The organism is Prosthecobacter sp., assembly GCF_044222565.1.
Classification (GTDB): Bacteria; Verrucomicrobiota; Verrucomicrobiia; order Verrucomicrobiales; family Verrucomicrobiaceae; genus Prosthecobacter.
Window position 1 is genome coordinate 59,553 of record NZ_JBGANA010000020.1, and the last position, 18,237, is coordinate 77,789.

At 60.3% G+C, this 18,237-nt stretch carries 13 protein-coding genes; 4 read left to right on the forward strand and 9 right to left on the reverse strand.

What is annotated here, in order from left to right:
• Positions 1 to 252: 252 nt before the first annotated feature.
• On the reverse strand, positions 253 to 1,155 hold the full coding sequence (locus ACILSR_RS24320) for an alpha/beta hydrolase (protein ID WP_395752408.1): 903 nt from the start codon (positions 1,153 to 1,155) through the stop codon (positions 253 to 255).
• Between the two features lie 276 nt (positions 1,156 to 1,431).
• Here ACILSR_RS24320 and ACILSR_RS24325 point away from each other — a divergent pair, with 276 nt between their 5' ends.
• The 3 genes from ACILSR_RS24325 (at position 1,432) to ACILSR_RS24335 (ending at position 6,816) form a co-directional block, all read left to right on the forward strand.
• Complete coding sequence (locus ACILSR_RS24325; protein ID WP_395752409.1) at positions 1,432 to 2,619, forward strand: Fic family protein; 1,188 nt, start codon at positions 1,432 to 1,434, stop codon at positions 2,617 to 2,619.
• Between the two features lie 45 nt (positions 2,620 to 2,664).
• A complete protein-coding gene (locus ACILSR_RS24330) occupies positions 2,665 to 3,897 on the forward strand; it encodes a M48 family metallopeptidase (protein ID WP_395752410.1) in 1,233 nt (410 codons plus the stop codon).
• 87 nt (positions 3,898 to 3,984) lie between these two features.
• The gene (locus tag ACILSR_RS24335; protein WP_395752411.1) at positions 3,985 to 6,816 is read left to right on the forward strand and encodes a DUF1549 domain-containing protein; all 2,832 of its coding nucleotides are present in this window, start codon (positions 3,985 to 3,987) and stop codon (positions 6,814 to 6,816) included.
• Positions 6,817 to 7,209: 393 nt separating this feature from the next.
• Here the strand turns inward: ACILSR_RS24335 and ACILSR_RS24340 are convergent, their stop codons facing one another.
• The 3 genes from ACILSR_RS24340 to dnaX all read right to left on the reverse strand — a co-directional run bounded on the left by ACILSR_RS24340 (position 7,210) and on the right by dnaX (position 11,612).
• A complete protein-coding gene (locus ACILSR_RS24340) occupies positions 7,210 to 7,893 on the reverse strand; it encodes a transposase (protein WP_395752412.1) in 684 nt (227 codons plus the stop codon).
• A 262-nt stretch (positions 7,894 to 8,155) separates the two neighbouring features.
• The gene (locus ACILSR_RS24345; protein WP_395752413.1) at positions 8,156 to 9,616 is read right to left on the reverse strand and encodes a peptide MFS transporter; all 1,461 of its coding nucleotides are present in this window, start codon (positions 9,614 to 9,616) and stop codon (positions 8,156 to 8,158) included.
• A 55-nt stretch (positions 9,617 to 9,671) separates the two neighbouring features.
• Positions 9,672 to 11,612 (reverse strand): DNA polymerase III subunit gamma/tau, encoded by a 1,941-nt coding sequence (gene dnaX, locus ACILSR_RS24350; protein ID WP_395752414.1) that lies wholly within the window; start codon positions 11,610 to 11,612, stop codon positions 9,672 to 9,674.
• An 81-nt stretch (positions 11,613 to 11,693) separates the two neighbouring features.
• On the opposite strand from dnaX, the gene ACILSR_RS24355 reads away from it, so the two are divergent.
• Complete coding sequence (locus tag ACILSR_RS24355) at positions 11,694 to 12,947, forward strand: radical SAM/SPASM domain-containing protein (protein ID WP_395752415.1); 1,254 nt, start codon at positions 11,694 to 11,696, stop codon at positions 12,945 to 12,947.
• A 123-nt stretch (positions 12,948 to 13,070) separates the two neighbouring features.
• Here the strand turns inward: ACILSR_RS24355 and ACILSR_RS24360 are convergent, their stop codons facing one another.
• From ACILSR_RS24360 to ACILSR_RS24380, 5 genes are all read right to left on the reverse strand, one after another.
• Positions 13,071 to 13,949, reverse strand: coding sequence for a protein-disulfide reductase DsbD domain-containing protein (locus ACILSR_RS24360; RefSeq protein WP_395752416.1), 879 nt, complete (start codon positions 13,947 to 13,949; stop codon positions 13,071 to 13,073).
• Positions 13,950 to 14,030: 81 nt separating this feature from the next.
• Positions 14,031 to 15,395, reverse strand: a complete 1,365-nt coding sequence (gene asnS, locus ACILSR_RS24365) for an asparagine--tRNA ligase (RefSeq protein WP_395752417.1) — start codon at positions 15,393 to 15,395, stop codon at positions 14,031 to 14,033.
• A gap of 93 nt (positions 15,396 to 15,488) precedes the next feature.
• Positions 15,489 to 16,373 carry an SseB family protein gene (locus tag ACILSR_RS24370; RefSeq protein WP_395752418.1) on the reverse strand — a complete coding sequence of 295 codons (885 nt, stop codon included), beginning with the start codon at positions 16,371 to 16,373 and terminating at the stop codon, positions 15,489 to 15,491.
• A 52-nt stretch (positions 16,374 to 16,425) separates the two neighbouring features.
• The gene (locus tag ACILSR_RS24375; RefSeq protein ID WP_395752419.1) at positions 16,426 to 17,304 is read right to left on the reverse strand and encodes an SMP-30/gluconolactonase/LRE family protein; all 879 of its coding nucleotides are present in this window, start codon (positions 17,302 to 17,304) and stop codon (positions 16,426 to 16,428) included.
• Positions 17,305 to 17,333: 29 nt separating this feature from the next.
• A complete protein-coding gene (locus ACILSR_RS24380; protein WP_395752420.1) occupies positions 17,334 to 18,209 on the reverse strand; it encodes an alpha/beta hydrolase in 876 nt (291 codons plus the stop codon).
• Positions 18,210 to 18,237 lie beyond the last annotated feature (28 nt).

Sequence of the window (18,237 nt, forward strand, 5' to 3'; positions counted from 1 at the left end):
GGCGTTTGAAGGAAGGCGCACGAGCGGGGCGGCGCGAATTTGGAGTGCGGCACGCGAAGCTGCCGCTTTCCAGCGTCTGATGGTTTTCGCTAGGTGACAGATCCGCGAGAACCTTCTCGCGCACGCGCACTGGTGCCTCTCGCAGGCTTCATGGTAGTAGAAAGCTGACCGTCCCTCGGAAAGCGGTAGCTGCGCTCATGCTTCGCTTCGCGACCGCACTCCAAAACGCTCTCGCGGCAGCGGACGCGTGCCCTATTTCGCAAAGACCTTCTTCAACCACGCATCCACCACCGGAGTCGCCGGGTAGGTGGGATCTCCCATGCGGCGGTTGATCTCCGCGTGGCCTTGGAGACCATGCCCTTCGAAGCCTTTCACTTCGGCGGGCGTATCCGCTTTGCGCAGTGCTTCGCCGAGGGCGATGGACTGGGCGGTACCGTCCACGCGCTGGACGTGCAGGATGAGGAAGGCCGGGGCATTGGGTGCCGCCGCCTGCTTCGTGGGCGAGAGCTTGTCCTGGCGCGCTGGGTCGGTGCCGAAGGCCTCCAAATAGGTGGAGTGCATGAAGTCGCCGCCTTCCGCGATCTGCTTTGGCACATCGTAGGCCGCGCCATCCAGCGGGATGATGCCGCGCACGGCCTTGGGGTCCACCTCTGCCTGCTTGAAGTAGCTCATGTCCGTGCCCACCAGCGCCACCAGATGCGCCCCGGCGCTGTGGCCCAGGAGGACCACGCGCTTGCCGTCAAAGCCAAGCTGCTCGGCGCGGCGGATCAGGAAGGCGACGGCGTGGGCCACGTCGCTGGCCTGATCTTCCACCTTGCAGGAGGGCACGAGGCGGTAATTGAGCGAGGCAAAGGCGTAGCCCTGCTGGAGGTAGTGCACACTCTTTTCACCGGCTGCCAGGCCTTTGTCCCCGCGCTTCCAGCCGCCGCCGTGCACATAGATGACCAGCGGAGAGCCCGGCGTGGTGGGCCGCCAGTAGTCGAGATTCTGCATCGAATCGCTGCCATAGCTGAGCTCCTCCTTTGCTCCCTGCGTTGTGGCACCCGAGCCGGACTGCCTGCGGTTCGCGATGAGATCACGCAGCCTGCTGCCGATCTGGGCGGAGGCCGGGGTGATGCTGAGAAGGACGAGGAGGAAGAGCAGCGGGCGGATCATGTCGTGTGGGATGGGGTTGAAAGTGGGGAGGCCTATGCGGATTCAAAGGCTGAAATGCCACGGAAGCTAAGTGGTTACACAAAATGTCAAAAACGCCCGAAGCCCGCCGCGCCAAGACCCTTTGCCCATGTGACACGCCACCACCAATGATCAGCAAAAGGATCAGCGTTTTTTAGCACTTAAAACGCTGAATCCTTTATAATATAAGGGATTGCGCATCAATCAAGATCAGCCGATTGTCATCCACAAATGGAGCTGTACACACGTCCCAGTTCAATGGAACCGCTCCTGCCTGCCAGCAGGCTTTCGGAGCTGGCGGAGCTGTCGTGCGAAATTTTGCGCTGTTCCAACCGGCTGCTTGAATACATCCCCTCGCACACGGCCAGGCGTGGCATCGCCCATTTGGTCCGGGGGATGAACAGCTACTACTCAAACCTGATCGAAGGCCACAAAACGCTGCCACGCGACATTGAGAGCGCTCTTCAAAGCGACTTCTCAGACAAACCAACGGAACGCGACAACCAGCACCTAGCCGCCGCGCATATCCAGGTGGAAGAACTCATGCGCGAGCGCCTGCTGCACGAGCCTGAGTGGTCGATCCACTCCCCCGAGTTCATTTGCTGGGTGCACCGCGAGTTTTACCAGCGGCTGCCGGATCATCTGCAGTTCACGGAGACCCATCGCGGCAGACAGCAGCGGCTGCAGCCCGGCGTTTTGCGCGACCACGAAGTCACCGTCGGGGCCCACCAGCCGCCTGCTTCCAGCGCACTGCCGGAATTCATGCGCCGGTTTGAGCAGTTTTATTCCAGTAAAACCCTGCCGGCCACCAGCCAGCTCATGGCATTGGCGGCGGGACATCACCGGCTGGCTTGGATTCACCCCTTTGGCGATGGCAACGGACGCGTCGCCCGGCTGCACTCCCACGCATGGCTCATCCGCTGCCAGGCAGATGCAGGAGGTCTCTGGACCATTTCACGCGGTCTCGCCCGTCAACGTCAGGGGTACTACCTCCACCTGCGCACGGCCGATCAGCAGCGCCAGGGCGACTTCGACGGGCGCGGCAATCTCAGCGACCGCGGGCTGGCCGAGTTCTGCGTATTCTTTCTCCGCAGTATGCTGGATCAGATCGAGTTCATGTCGGAGCTGTTGCAACTGCCGGCTCTGGTCTCGCGCATCGAGGCCCACCTGCATCTCCATCATGGCGACTGGAGTCTTAAAAAGCGCGAGCAAGCCGCCCGCGTGTTGCGCGAAGGCTTGATCGTGGACGAGATCGAGCGCGGTCGCGTCAGCCAGCTGGCGGGCATCAGCGACACCACGGCGCGCGGACTGATTCACCGCCTCATGGACGAAGGTTTCATGACCAGCACCACCCCCAAAGGCCCCCTGCGCCTTCGCTTCAGTACAAAGGTGCTTGAGACCTGGTTCCCCAAGCTGTACCAAGACCTGCCCCTCGGCACGTATTAGAAAAAGGAGATACTGGCCGCCTTCCCTGCCCCAACCCCCAACCGCATGTCTTTATCCAATCCCTGGTTCATGGCCGCCGTCATCGGCGTGCTCGGCGTCTTTCATCTGGAGATCATCTCCACGTTTCTGAATCTGGCGCAATTCCGCCACGCGCTGCCGCAGCGTCTGCGGGAGATTTTTCCAGACGAGACGGTGCAGAAGGCGGGCGAGTATGCCGGCAGGTCCTCGCATCTTGATGTGCTGCGCAGCGCGGTCTCTCTCGCGGCGCTGCTGTGCTTCTGGTGGGGCGGCGGCTTTAACTGGCTGCAGCACTGGAGCGCCGGGTGGGGCTGGAGCGCGGTGTACACCGGCGTGGGCGTGATCGGCGTGCTGCTGCTGGCGCAGAATCTTCTCTCCCTGCCCTTTGATGCCTGGGACACCTTTAAAATCGAAGCTGAGTACGGCTTTAACCGCACCACGGTGGGCACCTTCATCGGCGACCGGGTCAAAGGCCTGCTGCTGACCGCTCTGCTGGGCGGGCCGCTGCTGGGGCTGATCCTGTGGTTTTTCCAGACGCAAATCCACGCCGTGCTTTACACCTGGCTGACCGTGGCGGGCTTCAGCATCGTGATGGCCTGGCTCTCGCCGCGCCTGCTCATGCCGCTGTTTTTGAAGTTCAAGCCCCTGGATGATGGCCCGCTGCGCGAGGGTCTGCTGGCGCTGGCCGCCAGGCTGGAGTTTCCCGTGGTGGACATCTCGGTGGTGGACGGCTCCCGCCGCTCCAGCAAGGCGAACGCCTTCCTCAGCGGCTTCGGCAAAAACAAGCGGATCGCGCTGTTTGACACCCTCATCGAGAAACACACACAGGCAGAGCTGGAGGCCATCCTGGCGCACGAGATCGGCCACCACAAATGCCGCCATGTGCCGCAGCAGCTCACCCTGGGGCTGCTGGAGAGCGGGCTCATGTTTTACCTGCTGCACGTGGCGCTGCAGTCGCCGGAGTTTTTCCGCGCCTTCGGAGTTTCAGGACAGCCGCTGGGACTGGGACTGGTGCTCTTCAGCATCATCTACCAGCCCGCCAGCCTGCTGCTGGGCCTCCTTGGCAGTGCGCTAAGCCGCCGCCATGAGTTCCAGGCAGACGCCTACGCGCGCGCCGCCTGCGGCAGCCCCTCCCTGATGGACGGGCTGAAAAAGCTTTCGGTGGACCACCTGACGCACCCGAATCCCCATCCGCTCACGGTCTGGCTGCACTACTCCCACCCGCCCATCGGGCAGCGGCTGGCGGCCTTGGAGGCGTAAAGAGTTTATTCACAGTGTTTTTTCGCATCCGTGATAAATGCCTCCCCCCAAGGGCGTAGCTTGATTAACCCCTCGATCCTACCTTTTATGAAAAGCCCTTTGCGAGCTTCTCTCCTCTCCCTCGCCATCACATCCTACGCTTTTGCTGCTGATCCCGCAGCGCCCACCGCCACAGCCTCCGCTGTCGATTTCGTGCGTGATGTGCAGCCGCTGCTGGAAAACAAGTGCCTGGAGTGCCACAACCCTTCCAAGATCAAGGGCAAGCTGCTGATGGATTCCTCCGCCGCCCTGCTCAAAGGCGGCTCAAGCGGCCCGGCCCTCGTCGTCGGAAAGCCGGATGAGAGCGAGATGATCAAGCGCCTCGTCCTGCCCAAAGACCACGATGACATCATGCCCCCGAAAGGCGGCCCCCTCGCAGCCAATGAGATCGACGTGCTCAAGCGCTGGATCGCCGCAGGCGCCCAGTGGCCGCAGAACCTCACCCTGCAGTACAAAACTCCCGAACAGCGCAAGGCCCTGGCCGAGCTGCAGAAGAAGCTGCCCACTCTGAAGAACCTGCAGATCCTTCCGGACAAGTTCTCCCTGGAAACCAAGCGCGACTTTCACCACGTGATCGTGCTGGCGACCTTTCAGGATGCCACCACCAAGGACGTCACCAGCGTGTGCGACCTCAAAATCGCGGACAGCAAGATCGCTTCCTTGGACGATCTGACGCTGAAACCCGTGGCTGACGCGGGCAGCACCGAACTCGTCGCCTCCATCGGCGGGCAGACGGTCAAAGCTCCGGTCGAAGTGAAAAACGGCACCAAGGACCGTGCCATCTCCTTCCGCCTGGACTGCATGCCGGTCTTCATGCGCGGTGGTTGCAATCAGGGTGGCTGCCACGGTGCCGCACGCGGCAAGGACGGCTTCCGCACCTCCCTCTTCGGAATGGACCCTGCGGGCGACTACATCCGCATCACGCGTGAAATGCCCGGCCGCCGCATCAATCTCGCCATCCCCGAAGAAAGCTCCCTCATCGAAAAAGCCGTGGGCGCGGTGCCTCACTCGGGCAACCAGTGCTTCGAGCCTGACTCCACTTATAACAAGGCCCTCCTCGAATGGATCAGCGCTGGCGCTCCGGACGATCCTGCCGACGTGGCCAAGGTCACCGGCATCGAAGTCTTCCCCAGCCAGATCGTCATGGAAGGCAAGAACGCCACCCAGCAGATCACCGTGCGCGCCACCTACTCCGACGGCACCGACCGCGACGTGACGAACCTCGCGCTCTTCATGTCCAACAACGATCCGACGGCGACCATCGACAAGAGCGGCCTGGTCACCTCCGGAGACCGTGGTGCGGCCTTCATGCTGGCCCGCTTCAATGTGTATTCCGTCACCGCCCAGGTGCTCGTCATTCCTGCCCAGCTCCAGTATGAGCGGCCGAAGCTCGCCGAGACGAATTACATCGACACCCTGGTGGACGAAAACCTCCACAAGCTGCGCATCCTGCCCTCCGGCATCTGCACCGACGAGGAGTTCGTGCGCCGCGCATTCATCGACATCGCCGGCATCTATCCTGAAGCGAAGGACATCCGCGCTTTCATGGCCGACACCAACGTCAACAAGCGCGCCGCCTTGGTGGACAGCCTGCTGGAGCGCAAAGAGTTCACCGAACTGTGGGTCATGAAGTGGGCCGAACTGCTGCAGATCCGCTCCGCCATCAACAACAACCAGCCGCCCTTCTACAAGAACGCGCTGCTCTACTACAACTGGCTCTCCGAGCGCATCGGCAAAAACGTGCCGATCAATGAGATCGTGGTGGAACTCCTCGCGGCCACCGGCGGCACCGTCTCCAGCCCTGCGGTGAATTTCTACCAGACGGAAGTGGACCAGCTCAAGCTGACCGAAAACGTGGCCCAGGTGTTCATGGGCATGCGCATCCAGTGCGCCCAGTGCCACAACCATCCCTTCGACCGCTGGACGATGGACGACTACTATGGATTCAAGGCCTTCTTCTCCCAGATCGGCCGCAAGCAGACCGATGACCCGGCGGAAGTCATCATCTACAACAGCAAGGGCGGTGAATCCCGCCACTTCCTCACCCAGGCCGTGATGAAGCCGAAGTTCCTCGGTGGAGACACCCCGGAGATCAAGCCCGGCGAGGACCGCCGCAAAGTGCTGGCCGAATGGATGGCCTCGCCAAAGAACCCCTTCTTCGCCCGCAACATCGCCAACATCGTCTGGTCGCACTTCAACGGCGTCGGCGTTGTGGAACCCGTCGATGACGTGCGCGTTTCGAATCCTCCGTCAAACCCCGCTCTCATCGCCGCCATGGCCGAGCACCTGACCGAGTACAACTACGACATGCGCAAGTTCGTGCGTGACGTGTGCACCTCCCAGACCTACCAGCGCAGCACCAAGGTCAACGAGACCAATGCAGGCGACAAACGCAACTTCTCCCACGCCCAGGTCCGCCGCGTGCGCGCCGAAGTGCTGCTGGACGCCATCTCCCAGATCACCGACACGCCAAACAAGTTCCAGGGCCTGCCCCTCGGAGCCCGCGCCGTGCAGATCGCCGACGGTGCCGTTTCCAACTACTTCCTCACCACCTTCGGCCGTGCCAAGCGCGAGTCCGTCTGCTCCTGTGAAGTGAAGATGGAGCCCACCCTCTCCCAGGCCCTTCACCTCATGAACGGAGACGCCGTGAACGACCGCATCAAACAGGGCCGCGTGGTGGCCAAGATGATCACCGAGAAGAAGAATGACCGCGAGATCGTGGAAGACCTCTTCCTCCGCGTCTTCGGCCGCATGCCTCTGGAAAAGGAATGGACCAACGTGCAGCAGGCCATCGCCGAAGACCCAGCCGCAAGGCAGAGCGTCCTCGAAGACCTTTTCTGGGCGCTGCTGAACTCGAAGGAGTTCTACTTCAACCATTGATCGGTTTCTCGGAGGACAGGCTTCCAGCACCGGAGGATAGGCTTCCAGCCTGTCAGTATTGGGGTATGGACGCATTGCGCATTCATCGCACACTCGCATCCTGCGCCACCACAGACCGTCAGGCAGGATGCCTGACCTCCGTCCCGAACCTTGCGCGCGCGAACAGCCTCGGAGGATAGGCTTCCAGCCTGTCAGTATGGGGTATGGGCGCCTTGCGCATTCATCGCACACTCGCATGCTGCGCCACCACAGACCGTCAGGCAGGATGCCTGACCTCCGTCCCGAGCCGTGCGCGCCGCACAGCACCGGAGGATAGGCTTCCAGCCTGTCAGTATTGGGATATGGGAGCATTGCGCATTCATCGCACACTCTCATGCTGCGCCGCACATCCCCTCAGCCAGGATGCCTGACCTCCGTCTCAAATCCCCAGCCTGCCGCTTCCCATTCGGGATGCACATACCGCATCCACTGAGCTTCGGGCAATCCAGCCTTCGCCGGATTCTTGCCTATGTATCGAATCACCTTGCGCAGATGTTCACAGTCCCGCACCAGCGTGTCATAGCTTTCTGCCTCCCACACTTCTCCGTTACGTCCGAGGAGCCGGTTGATCTCATTCGCCGTAAAGCTCTTCCAAGAATGCAGTAGACCGGCTGGATCAAAACCCTCAAACGGACGCACCAGCACATGCACGTGATTGGGCATAATGCAGTAGCTCGATAAAAAATGCCGCTTCTCATGGAAGTGGTGCAGCGCCCTGCTCACCACATCGGTGCAGGCCCGATCCCGCAGCCAGCACTCGCCGCTGCCCGCATCAAGCCATGCCTCCACCCGGCGCATGGTTTCTCGATCCAGTTCACGCCAGCATTCCTCATCACTCGCCGAGTGCTTCTGCAGCCATTCTTCGCGAAAGCGCTCCAGTTCATGCCGTTTTTCCGCCGGCAGCGAATCCGCTAGCCGAAACGTGATGAAATACGTCGCGCCTTCCTGAGTCCAGTGCGGCAGCTTGCGCCGGTGTTTGAGAATCGGGCGGTTCCGGTCCAGCGGAGAAAAGTCGGGAGGCCCGTCGCGAAAATTCATGCCACACTTCTGAAGTGACGCGTCAAATGTCAACTCGGAGGATAGGCTTCCAGCCTGTCGGTATGGGAGCATTGCACATTCATCTCACACTCGCCTGCTGCGCCGCCATAGACCGTCAGGCAGGATGCCTGACCTCCGTCCCGAACCTTGCGCGCGAAAAGCCTCGGAGGATAGGCTTCCAGTCTGTCGGCATGGGGGTATGGGCGCATTGCGCATGCTGCGCCGCCACAGACCTTCAGGCAGGATGCCTGACCTCCGTCCCTCACTGAACACCACGCGCTAGCTTTTGCAGCTTCTTCGCAAAGATCAGCAGCAGCAGTCCTGCAATGGAGGAGATCCAAACCACGCGGGTGAAGATCACCGGCATGGCCGTCATTGCATCACCAGAGACTTCGCCAGCGATGATGCCGGAGAGCACATCACCGAGGCTCGTTCCGAGAAACCAGATGCCCATCATCTGGCCTGTGTAGCGATGCGGTGAAAGTTTGGTGACCGCACTCAACCCCACCGGACTGAGGCAGAGTTCGCCGAGAGTGTGGCACAGATAAATGCCCAGCAGCCACAGAGGCCACACTTTGCCGACATCCTGTGCACGATGAGCAGCTAGCACCGCCAGGCCAAACCCCAGGGCCAGCAGCAGCATCGCCACGCCCATTTTTGTGGTCATTGAGAGGCTGATGCCGCGCCTGTCCATCACCTGCCAGAGCAGCGCCACGACCGGCGAAAACAGGATCACAAACAGCGGATTGACGGATTGGAACCAGGCCGTGGGAATCACCCATGAACCGATCTCACGAACCGTATGCTCCTCGGCAAACACGTTGAAGGAGGAGCCCATCTGTTCAAACCCGGCCCAGAACAGGGCGCAGACTCCAAACAGCATGATGATGAGCCCGACACGCGCCCGCTCGTCACCATTCAGCCCTCCAAACAGCAGCAGCCACGCAAAAAACAACGCTGCCACCACCGAGATGACCATGGTAACCGCGTGGGCCAGCCACACGGGATCCAGCGTGATGGCACCGGAAACACATAGGATCACCACCGTCGCCAGACCTGCCAGTGCCAGACTGAAGATTGACCATTCACGTTTCAAGTTCTGCCCCGGATGAGCAATCCGATCCCCCACTCCCTCGAGAGCTTTGCGGGTGAGCTGCCATTGTACCAGCCCGAGAAACATCCCCGCCGTTGCAGATCCAAAAGCCCAGCTCCACCCCAGCCCCTCCCTTTGCTGCAACCAGCCGCTGATCAGAGGCCCAACGAATGCACCCAGGTTGATGCCCATGTAAAAGATCGTGAAGCCTGCATCCCGGCGCTGGCCTCCTTCGGGATAAATCAGGCCGACTAGCGCGCTCATGTTTGATTTCAACAACCCAGACCCGAGCGCGATGATCAGCAGGCCGAGAAAGAAGGTCGTCCTCCCGTGCATGGCCAGAATGAGATGCCCCAGTGCAATGGCAACACCTCCCCACCACACAGCGCGTTTTGTTCCCAGCAATCGATCTCCTACCCATCCCCCAGGAAACGCAGCAGCATACACCGTAGCGAGGTAGAGACCGTAAATGGCCATGGCCTGCTTTTTTTCCAAACCGATTCCGCCACTGGCCATCGTCATGAACGGCACCATGAGCGCCCGCATGCCGTAGTAGCTCCAACGCTCCCACATTTCTGTGAAGAACAAGGTGCGAAGACCGCGAGGATGTCCGGAAGATGCAGTGGTCATGGCGTGAAAAAGCCGCCATCCAACGACAGCACACGCCGTAATGCGAGCTTTTTACTCAGTTTGCGGAAACCAGCTTCGCTCTGAACTTCACCATCGCGCTTTGGATCAGCGGATCATTGTAGAAGTCATCCGGGGGCTTGGGTCCACTCGCGGGCGTTTCTGGTGCGGTGGCCTTGGCTGGCTCGGGGGCCTTCGGTGTTTCCACTTTGGGCGCAGCGGGGGCGGCCTCCAGTTTCGGGGCCTCGGCGGGCTTGGGAGCTTGTGAGGGAGCAGGCTCATTCAGCAGACCGAGATCAATGTCGGCAAACGCCGGAGCCTTGAGGCTCGGATCCAGCACGAACTCAAACTTCATCGCCCGTCCCGTCATTTCCTGGGCCAGACCTTCCAGAAAGCTGATCTGGGCCGGGCGCATGAGGCTGTCACGCGCAAAACTTTCGCTCGGCGGAAAGCCCACCTTGATCGTGTTTTTCGCGATGCCCAGCAGCGTCGCCGACTGCAGCCATGACACGGCCAGCGGGCGCCGCGCCTGAACCTGCCCCACGAACTTCGACCAAAAGACGTCCTCGCTAAAAAGCTCCCCCGGGTCCGCCACGGGCGAAGGCTCTTTCACCTTCACCTCCGCCATGGGCTGAGGCACCGGCGCTTTTTCCACGGCTGGTGAAGGCGCTGCTTCCGCCACGCGCGGTGCAGGCGCTGGCTGCGGCTCAGGCTCCGCCACTCTCTGCACGACAGGGGGCGGGGCGGTCGCGGCGACCGGAGCCGGCTCTCTCACCACAGGCTGAGGCCTCAACAGCGGTTCTGGCGCACGCCGAGCGGGTGGTGGTGCCGCCTGTGGGCGAGCTGCCGGCCGGCCCAATCCGGAGGCGTCTCCAGAATCCAGCGCCTCGATCACATCGCTGATGGAGACTTCATTCAGGCTCTGCACCGCAGCGATCACCCCCAGCTCAAAATGCAGGCGTTTATTGCTGGCCCATCGCATGCGTGCATCCACGTCCGCAAGACCGTCCACCACCCGCAGCAGCTGCTCGGTGTTGGCCATCTGCGCCTGGGCCACGACTTCCTCGGCCACTTCCGGACTCAGATCCTCCGCGGCAGCCTCAGGGTCTGCCTGCTGCACCAGCAGCGTGCGGAAGTGCTGGATCAGGTCTGCCAGGAAGCGCCCCAGCTCCTTGCCCGCCTCGTTTTGCTCATACACAGCGCGCAAGGCGCTGACGGTGTCGCTTTCCAGAATGTGCCGCGCCAGCGCCGCAACGGACTCGCCGGAAGTGAAGCCAAAGACGTCCAGCACATCCTGCTCGGTGATCTTCTCGCCGCAGAAAGCCACGAGCTGATCCAGCATGGACTGCGCATCGCGCATGCCGCCTTCCGCGCCTTTGCCGATGGCGTAGGCAGCCTTCTCATCCAGGTTCACCCCCTCAAGCTGGGCGATGTGCAGCAGGTGCTTGGCGATCACCGCATTCGGAATGCGGCGCAGGTCAAAGCGCTGGCAGCGGCTGATGATGGTGGGCAGGATCTTGTTCGCCTCCGTGGTGGCAAAGATGAACTTCACATGCTCCGGCGGCTCCTCCAGCGTCTTGAGCAGCGCATTGAAGGCCCCGGTGGTGAGCATGTGCACCTCATCGATGTAGTAGATCTTGTACCGGCAGCGCGTGGGGGCGTATTTGACGTTGTCCCGCAGTTCGCGCACCTGCTCCACACCGTTGTTGCTGGCACCGTCGATTTCCAGCACGTCCATGCAGCGGCCTTCGGCGATCTCCAGGCTCAGTTCGTCTTCAGGATCAAAATCGATCGTCGGCCCGTTCTTGGCGCACAGCGCCTTGGCAAAGATGCGCGCCGTGGAGGTCTTGCCCGTGCCACGCGGCCCCACAAACAAATAAGCATGCGCCAGCCGCTGCTGGGCGATGGCATTGCGCAGCGTACGGACCACGTGGTCCTGGCCGAGCACGTCTGCGAAGGTCTTGGGGCGGTATTTGCGGGCAAAAACTTGGTAACTCACCCGTTCAGACTATCGAAGCGTATCAATGAAGCCAATGGAAGTTTGAAGTTGCAGCTTTAAACTCGCCACTTTGCCCCCATCTTGCCCCTTGACGTCCTCTTTGACTCCTTGATCGACAACCTCATGATCTTTTCGCTAACCTCTCGCATCCTTAAAACGGTCGATCCCCTCTGCCTCGCCAAAATCGGCTGGAATTTCGGTTTCAAAGGTGCGCGGTCCGTCATGCTGCACAAGCAGCGCATGAAGCAGGGGCAGTATTTTCCGCCGTTTTTCTACATCTCCATCCTGAACTCCTGCAACCTGCGCTGCCAGGGCTGCTGGGTGGACGTGGACAAGCCGCGTGAATCGCTGAATCTCGACGAGTTGAACAAGATCGTGCACGACAGCAAACGGCGTGGAAATTCCTTTTTCGGCATCCTGGGTGGAGAGCCCTTCATGCACCCGGAGTTGTTCGATTTCCTCTCGATGCACCCGGATGCTTTTTTCCAGGTCTTCACCAACGGCCAGATGATCACCGCCAAGGCTGCTGAGAACATGCGCAAGCTGGGAAACATCACCCCGCTGGTCAGCATCGAGGGCACCGAGATCGTCAGCAACGAGCGCCGTGGCAACAAGGACGTGCTTACCCGCACTCTGCGCGGCCTGCAAAACTGCTTGGACGCCCGCGTGCTTACGGGCGTGGCCACCAGCCTCTGCAAAACGAACATCGACGATCTCCTCACCGAGAAATGGCTGCGCCGCCTCATTGATATGGGCGTGCACTACGCCTGGTACCACACCTACCGCCCCGTCGGCCCGAAGATCAGCGCCGACCTCGCCCTCACGCCCGAGCAGATCACGCAGGTGCGCAAATTCGTCGTCAACATGCGCGCCAAGATGCCCATCGCCATCGTGGATGCCTACTACGACCACAACGGCCAGGCGCTCTGCCCTATGGCCAACGGCATCAGCCACCACATCAGCCCCACCGGCGCCATCGAGCCCTGCCCCATCATCCAGTTTGCCAAGGAAAGCGTGCGCACGGAGCGCGACCTCTTCGACGTCTTTACCGGCTCCGAATTCCTCCGCGACTTCCGTAACATCGCCTCCGCCAACACCCGCGGCTGCATCGTCCTCGAGCGCCCAGATCTGGTGAAAGCCGTCGTCACCAAGCACACCGCCAAAGACTCCACCATCCGCCAGACCGCCATGGCCGAGATCGAAAGCATGACCCCGCGCACCAGCCAGTGGCGCGAAGGTGAGGAGATCCCTGAAAAGCACTGGATGTACTGGCTCGCGAAGAAGTTCTTCTTCAATGACTTCGGGGTGTATAAGGGATTGAAGAAAGGAGGATAGCCGTCCCGGCTGTCAACGAGAGATGGGCCTCCGGCCCGTCCTGTGGGGACAGTGATCGCGCTGGGATCAGAGCTGTAGGCGAGACGCCTCAGGCCATGGTCAGGCCGGAGGCCTAACCTCCGATCACTCCCGCACAATCCTCGGCTCGATCTGCAAACACCTTAGCTTGCCGCCTTGCAGCCAGCCTTCGTCGTTGCGGAGGATGGTGCGGAGAGTTTTGGGCGGAGTGGGACCACCGATGTAGGTTTCAGCTTTGAGAAGCGTGATGGTCAGTGTGCCGTCGGAGTGGAGGAGGATGGCCTGGGGCTTGTCGCTGTCGAACCAGCCATCTTCCGTGAAGGCGATTATCTTGTCAGCTTCGCGCTGATTTTTGCAGGCACGGGCCTCCGGAGTGGCAGGCGTAAGCACGAGGGTGATCTGATCGCCCTTTTCGCGAACGGTGGAGGTCCATGCCGTACTGCGCTCTTCAGCACGGGCGCGTTCGGCATCGAGCAGCTTGTGCCATTTCGAGTTCAGCTCCGCGGTGGCCGAAACGGGCAGCGTCAGGCTGAGATCCACGGACCCGGGATGGCAGGAACTGCCGCAGCACATCCACAAGGCATTGCCGGTCAGGGTAACTGAGTCTCCCACTTTCAGGTTTGCGGGCGGAATGATCTCGGTGCGCAGCATGACATCGCGATCAAAGCCCTGGGCCTTGATCTGAAACATGAAGGTGCGTTCGGGCTCCGGGTAAACGAGCGGCCCGGCCTTCCAGCCCTGCGGCAGTTTCCACTTCATCTGCGTGGGCACACCGACGATGCCGGGAAAGCGCCAGTAGGTGTGCCAGCCGCGGTCATGCTGCAACCAAAGTCCGACGGTGAAGGGCTGGCCGGGGACGATGGCGGACTGCTCGGAGACGAGTTGGATTTTCAGACCCGTCTGAGCCCATGACGAATGACGAATGACGAAAGAGAAAAGCAGAAGCGCGAACAGCAGCAGGCGGCGGCTCAGAACATTCGTCATTGATGCGCTTCGCTTCCCTTCGGGCTGCCTTTGGCAGTCTGTCTCGCTTCTCTTGGCTCTACATTCTGCATTCGTCATTGCTCAATAAGCTGCATGTCCCGGCGTACGCGCAAAGGGAATCACATCGCGGATATTGGGTACGCCTGTGACAAACATGAGGAGACGCTCAAATCCAAGGCCGTAGCCGGCGTGAGGCACGCTGCCATAACGGCGGAGGTCGGCGTACCAGGCGTAATTTTCAGGATCGAGGCCCTGCTTGGCCATCAGCGACTCCAGCACATCCAGGCGCTCCTCGCGCTGGCTGCCGCCGACGATCTCGCCGATGCCGGGGACGAGCAGGTCCATGGCGGCGGCGGTTTTGCCGTCGTCGTTTTGGCGCATGTAGAAGGGCTTGATCTCTTTGGGGTAGTTGAAGATCGTCACCGGACCTTTGACGTGCTCCTCCGCCAGGAAACGTTCATGTTCCGTCTGCAGGGAGTCTCCCCACACCACCGGATGCTCAAAGGTGCGCCCGCTCTTCAGCAGGATGTCCACGGCATCGGTATAGCTGATTCGCTCAAACGGCTTGGCCAGCGTCTGCTTGAGGCGGTCGATGAGGCCTTTGTCGATGAACTTGTTGAAGAACTCCAGCTCGTCCGGACACTCATCGAACATGGCCTGAACCAGATAGCGCACCTGCTCCTCCGCCAGCGTCATGTCTGCGGTGAGATCGTAGAAGGCCATCTCCGGCTCGATCATCCAGAACTCCGCCGCATGTCGCGTGGTGTTGCTGTTCTCGGCACGGAACGTGGGGCCAAACGTATAAATGTTTCCCAGCGCACAGGCGAAGGCCTCGCCCTGCAATTGGCCGCTGACGGTGAGGTAGGTCGGGCGGCCAAAGAAGTCCTGCTCCGGCTTCGTCGGCGTGTTCGGCTTCAACGTCGTCACCTGAAACATCTCCCCTGCCCCTTCGCAGTCGCTGCTGGTGATGATGGGGGTATGGACATAGAAGAAGCCGCGCTCCTGGAAAAAGCGATGCACGGCGTAGGCCATCTTGCTGCGCACGCGAAAGACGCTGCCAAACAAATTCGTACGCGGCCGCAGATGCGCGATGGTGCGGAGAAACTCAGGCGTGTGACCTTTCTTTTGCAGCGGATAGGTCGCATCCGCCTCGCCTAGAAGTCGCAATTCCTTCGCCTGCATCTCCCACTTTTGCCCGGCGGCAGGCGAAGCGATCAGATCTCCCACCACTTCAACGGAAGCCCCCGTCAAAATGCGCGGAAGCAATTCCGCCGAAGGCAGCGCGGCATCCACCACCACCTGCAACCCCTTGAAGCAGGAGCCGTCGGTGATCTCTAGAAACGAGCAGGCCTTGGAGTCACGCTTCGTGCGCACCCAGCCTCGCGCGACGATGCCGGGCCGTGCGGATTCGGAATGAATGAGGGAGTTGATGGTGTCGAGGGACATGCATGCAAAGCTAACGAATGCAGACCGGGGAGCAAGGATGACGGCAGACTAACTCCAAGTGCGCACTCCGCTTTCTTTTTGCCTCCAGTCCGGTCAAAGCTGGGCGGACAGGGCCGTCCGAATACACTCCACCCCTTCAGCCACAGTCACCGAGAAGACGCCTCCATTGGCTTCGCTCCATTGCTTGTATCCTTCAAAAAAACTTGGAACAGGCCCAAACGACCTGCATAAAACTATACCGCTGCGATCCAGGGCGTCCTCAGTAAAAGGCATGTGGCTGATGGTGGTTCCACCATTGGGGAGATTAAGTCCGGAAACGGCAATGTGAACGATGGTTCCCGTCTGCTCCTTTGTTTCAACATACAGAACAGTCAGCTCTGCTTCGAAGCCAGATTCCAGCCCACTGATTTTCCAAACCTGCCCGGGCAGGTATTTGGCAGCAGGCGGTGACTCCCGTTCCGTCAGCTTCTCGACCGATAAATCCGGGTCCTTTGGAATTCCCAGGGCATCCTTCAAGTGCTCCACTATTTCAGGAGGCATCGTCCAAGTCACGACCTCCTCAAAGGGATTGATGACAAGTCCAGCTCCCGGCTTGAGTCTTTCGAGAATGACCGTGAATGGAGCACGCAGAAAAAACTGATACTCAGGAAATTGAGAGCGGCATTTCTCACTGCGTCGTCTCTGCGAAAATATCGGCATCATGGCAAATCCGTCATCGCTCTGCAGCATCAGTGGGGCGGTAGAAGGATCATTTTCACAAAGCAGCAGTTCCACCTCCGCCTTGGCAAGCGCCACGATCACTGGCTCAAGATATCTTTCCTGGTTGAGCTGAAACATGGTCAGCGCTCCCTCAAGCGGATCGATCTCTCCCTCTGCAAACTCCTCAAACTGCTTGAACACCGCCTTCGCACGTGACTCAGAAACCGGCCATTTGGCCTGTGACGGCACCTCGTTTTTCTTTTTAAAGAACCCGAACATGGAATGGGAATGAGTCCAACATACAGGCACGCGCACGGGACTCACTCAAGAGCTATTTCCCGAAATACCCTTTCACCTTCACTTTGCGGCCATAGATCTTCTCGCCGCCGCCCACGTAAAGCATGTCGTGATCCTTCCCGGCAAACTCGACGCTGACGACTTTGCCGTTCGCTTCCGGTTTGGCGATGATGCCGGCCAGTCGGCCCGCGGTGTCGAAGATCTGCACACCGAGTTCGGTGGTGACGAAAACGCGGCCTGCGGCTTCCGTGGTCGAGCCATCGCCTGCAGCGGATTCTTTGCCAATGGGCAGCCACATGGTTGAGTAAGGCTCGCCACCCGTGAGAGTGCCGTCGTCCTCGATGCGCCATGCCCAGACGTGCTTGCCGCCGTACTCGGAGGCAAACAGGGTGCGCTCATCGGTCGAGATGGTGATGCCATTGGGCTTCACGACGTGGCCCTCATCGGCCACGAGATGTTTCTTGTCCTTGGTGATGAGGTGGATGCGCTGGGTGGGCGTCTCGGTGAAATACAGGTTCCCCGATTTGCTGACGACGAGGTCGTTACATTTCACCCCGGCAAGCAGTTCCTCCACCTCGCCTTTCATCGTGATGGCAATGATGCGCTGCTCCTTGTTGTGGCAGGCGTAGAAGCGACCGTCCGGCCCGATCTGCAAGCCGCTGATGCCGGGCAGGTTGTCAAGAAACAGATCCACCTTCCCCGTGGTGGCATCCAGCTTGTAGATGCCCTTCCCGCCTTTCACATCGGTGAAAAACAGATTGCCCGCCGCATCGCAGCACAGGCCGTCGGTGAAGACATACCCACCGGCGACCTCGCGCCAGGGCTCGCCCTCAATGAGGTAGTCGTGCAGCGAAGTATCCTGAGAAAACAACGCCGTTGAAAAAAGGCTCACAGCCAGCAGCACACGTTTCATGATCATTTGGAGATTCAAGGGTCTGTTGTTTATTCCGCCTTCTTCCACAGCCAGCGCATCGTGTCCGGCAGCAGCGCACCGCCGTGCTTGCCATTGTGCGTGCCTTCACCGAGGACAAACTGGAAATCATAGCCCGCGAACTTCAGCGATGCCGCCATGTCCTGATTGGCCAGGGGCCAGTTGCCGAACTGATTGTCGAGATCATTGCTGCCGTCCTGCAGAAAGACTTTGAGCGGTTTTTTCTCCGTCTTGCGGATGAGTGCGGGATACACATAGCCCCCGCGGATGTTGGTGAAACTGCCGATGTGGCTGACCACCTTGCGGAAGGCATCCGGACGCTCCCATGCCACGGTGAAGGCGCAGATGCCGCCGCTGCTGTTGCCGCAAATAGCGCGGCCTTCGGGATCTTCGGTGAGTTTGTAGGTCTTGGACACTTCGGGCAAAATTTCTTCGATCAGGAAACGGGCATGCTGATCGCCGAGGGAGTCGTATTCAAAGCTGCGGTTGCTGCGTGGCTTCTCCTTGGGATTAGATGTGGGAAACACGCCGGGATTGATGAAAATACCAATCGTCACCGGCATCTCTCCTTTCGCGATCAGATTGTCAAACACGACCGGCACGCGGAACTGACCGTCCGCCTTCACGAAGCCGCCTCCATCGCAAAACACCATGACATTGGCAGGCTGGTCGGCTTTGTACTGCGCGGGCACATACACCCACCAGTCGCGCGTGGTGCCCGGATAGATCTTCGAATTCGTCCATGCCGGCATCTGAGTCACTTTTCCCTGTGGCACACCTTCTTTGACCTGGGAATCGGGACCAAGGACATATTGATCATCCTGTGGGGCGGCATGGACGAAGGCGACGAGCAGGAACGAGGCGGCAACAAGAGAGGGAAACTTCATGGAACGAATCCGAACGGGGGGAGGACTG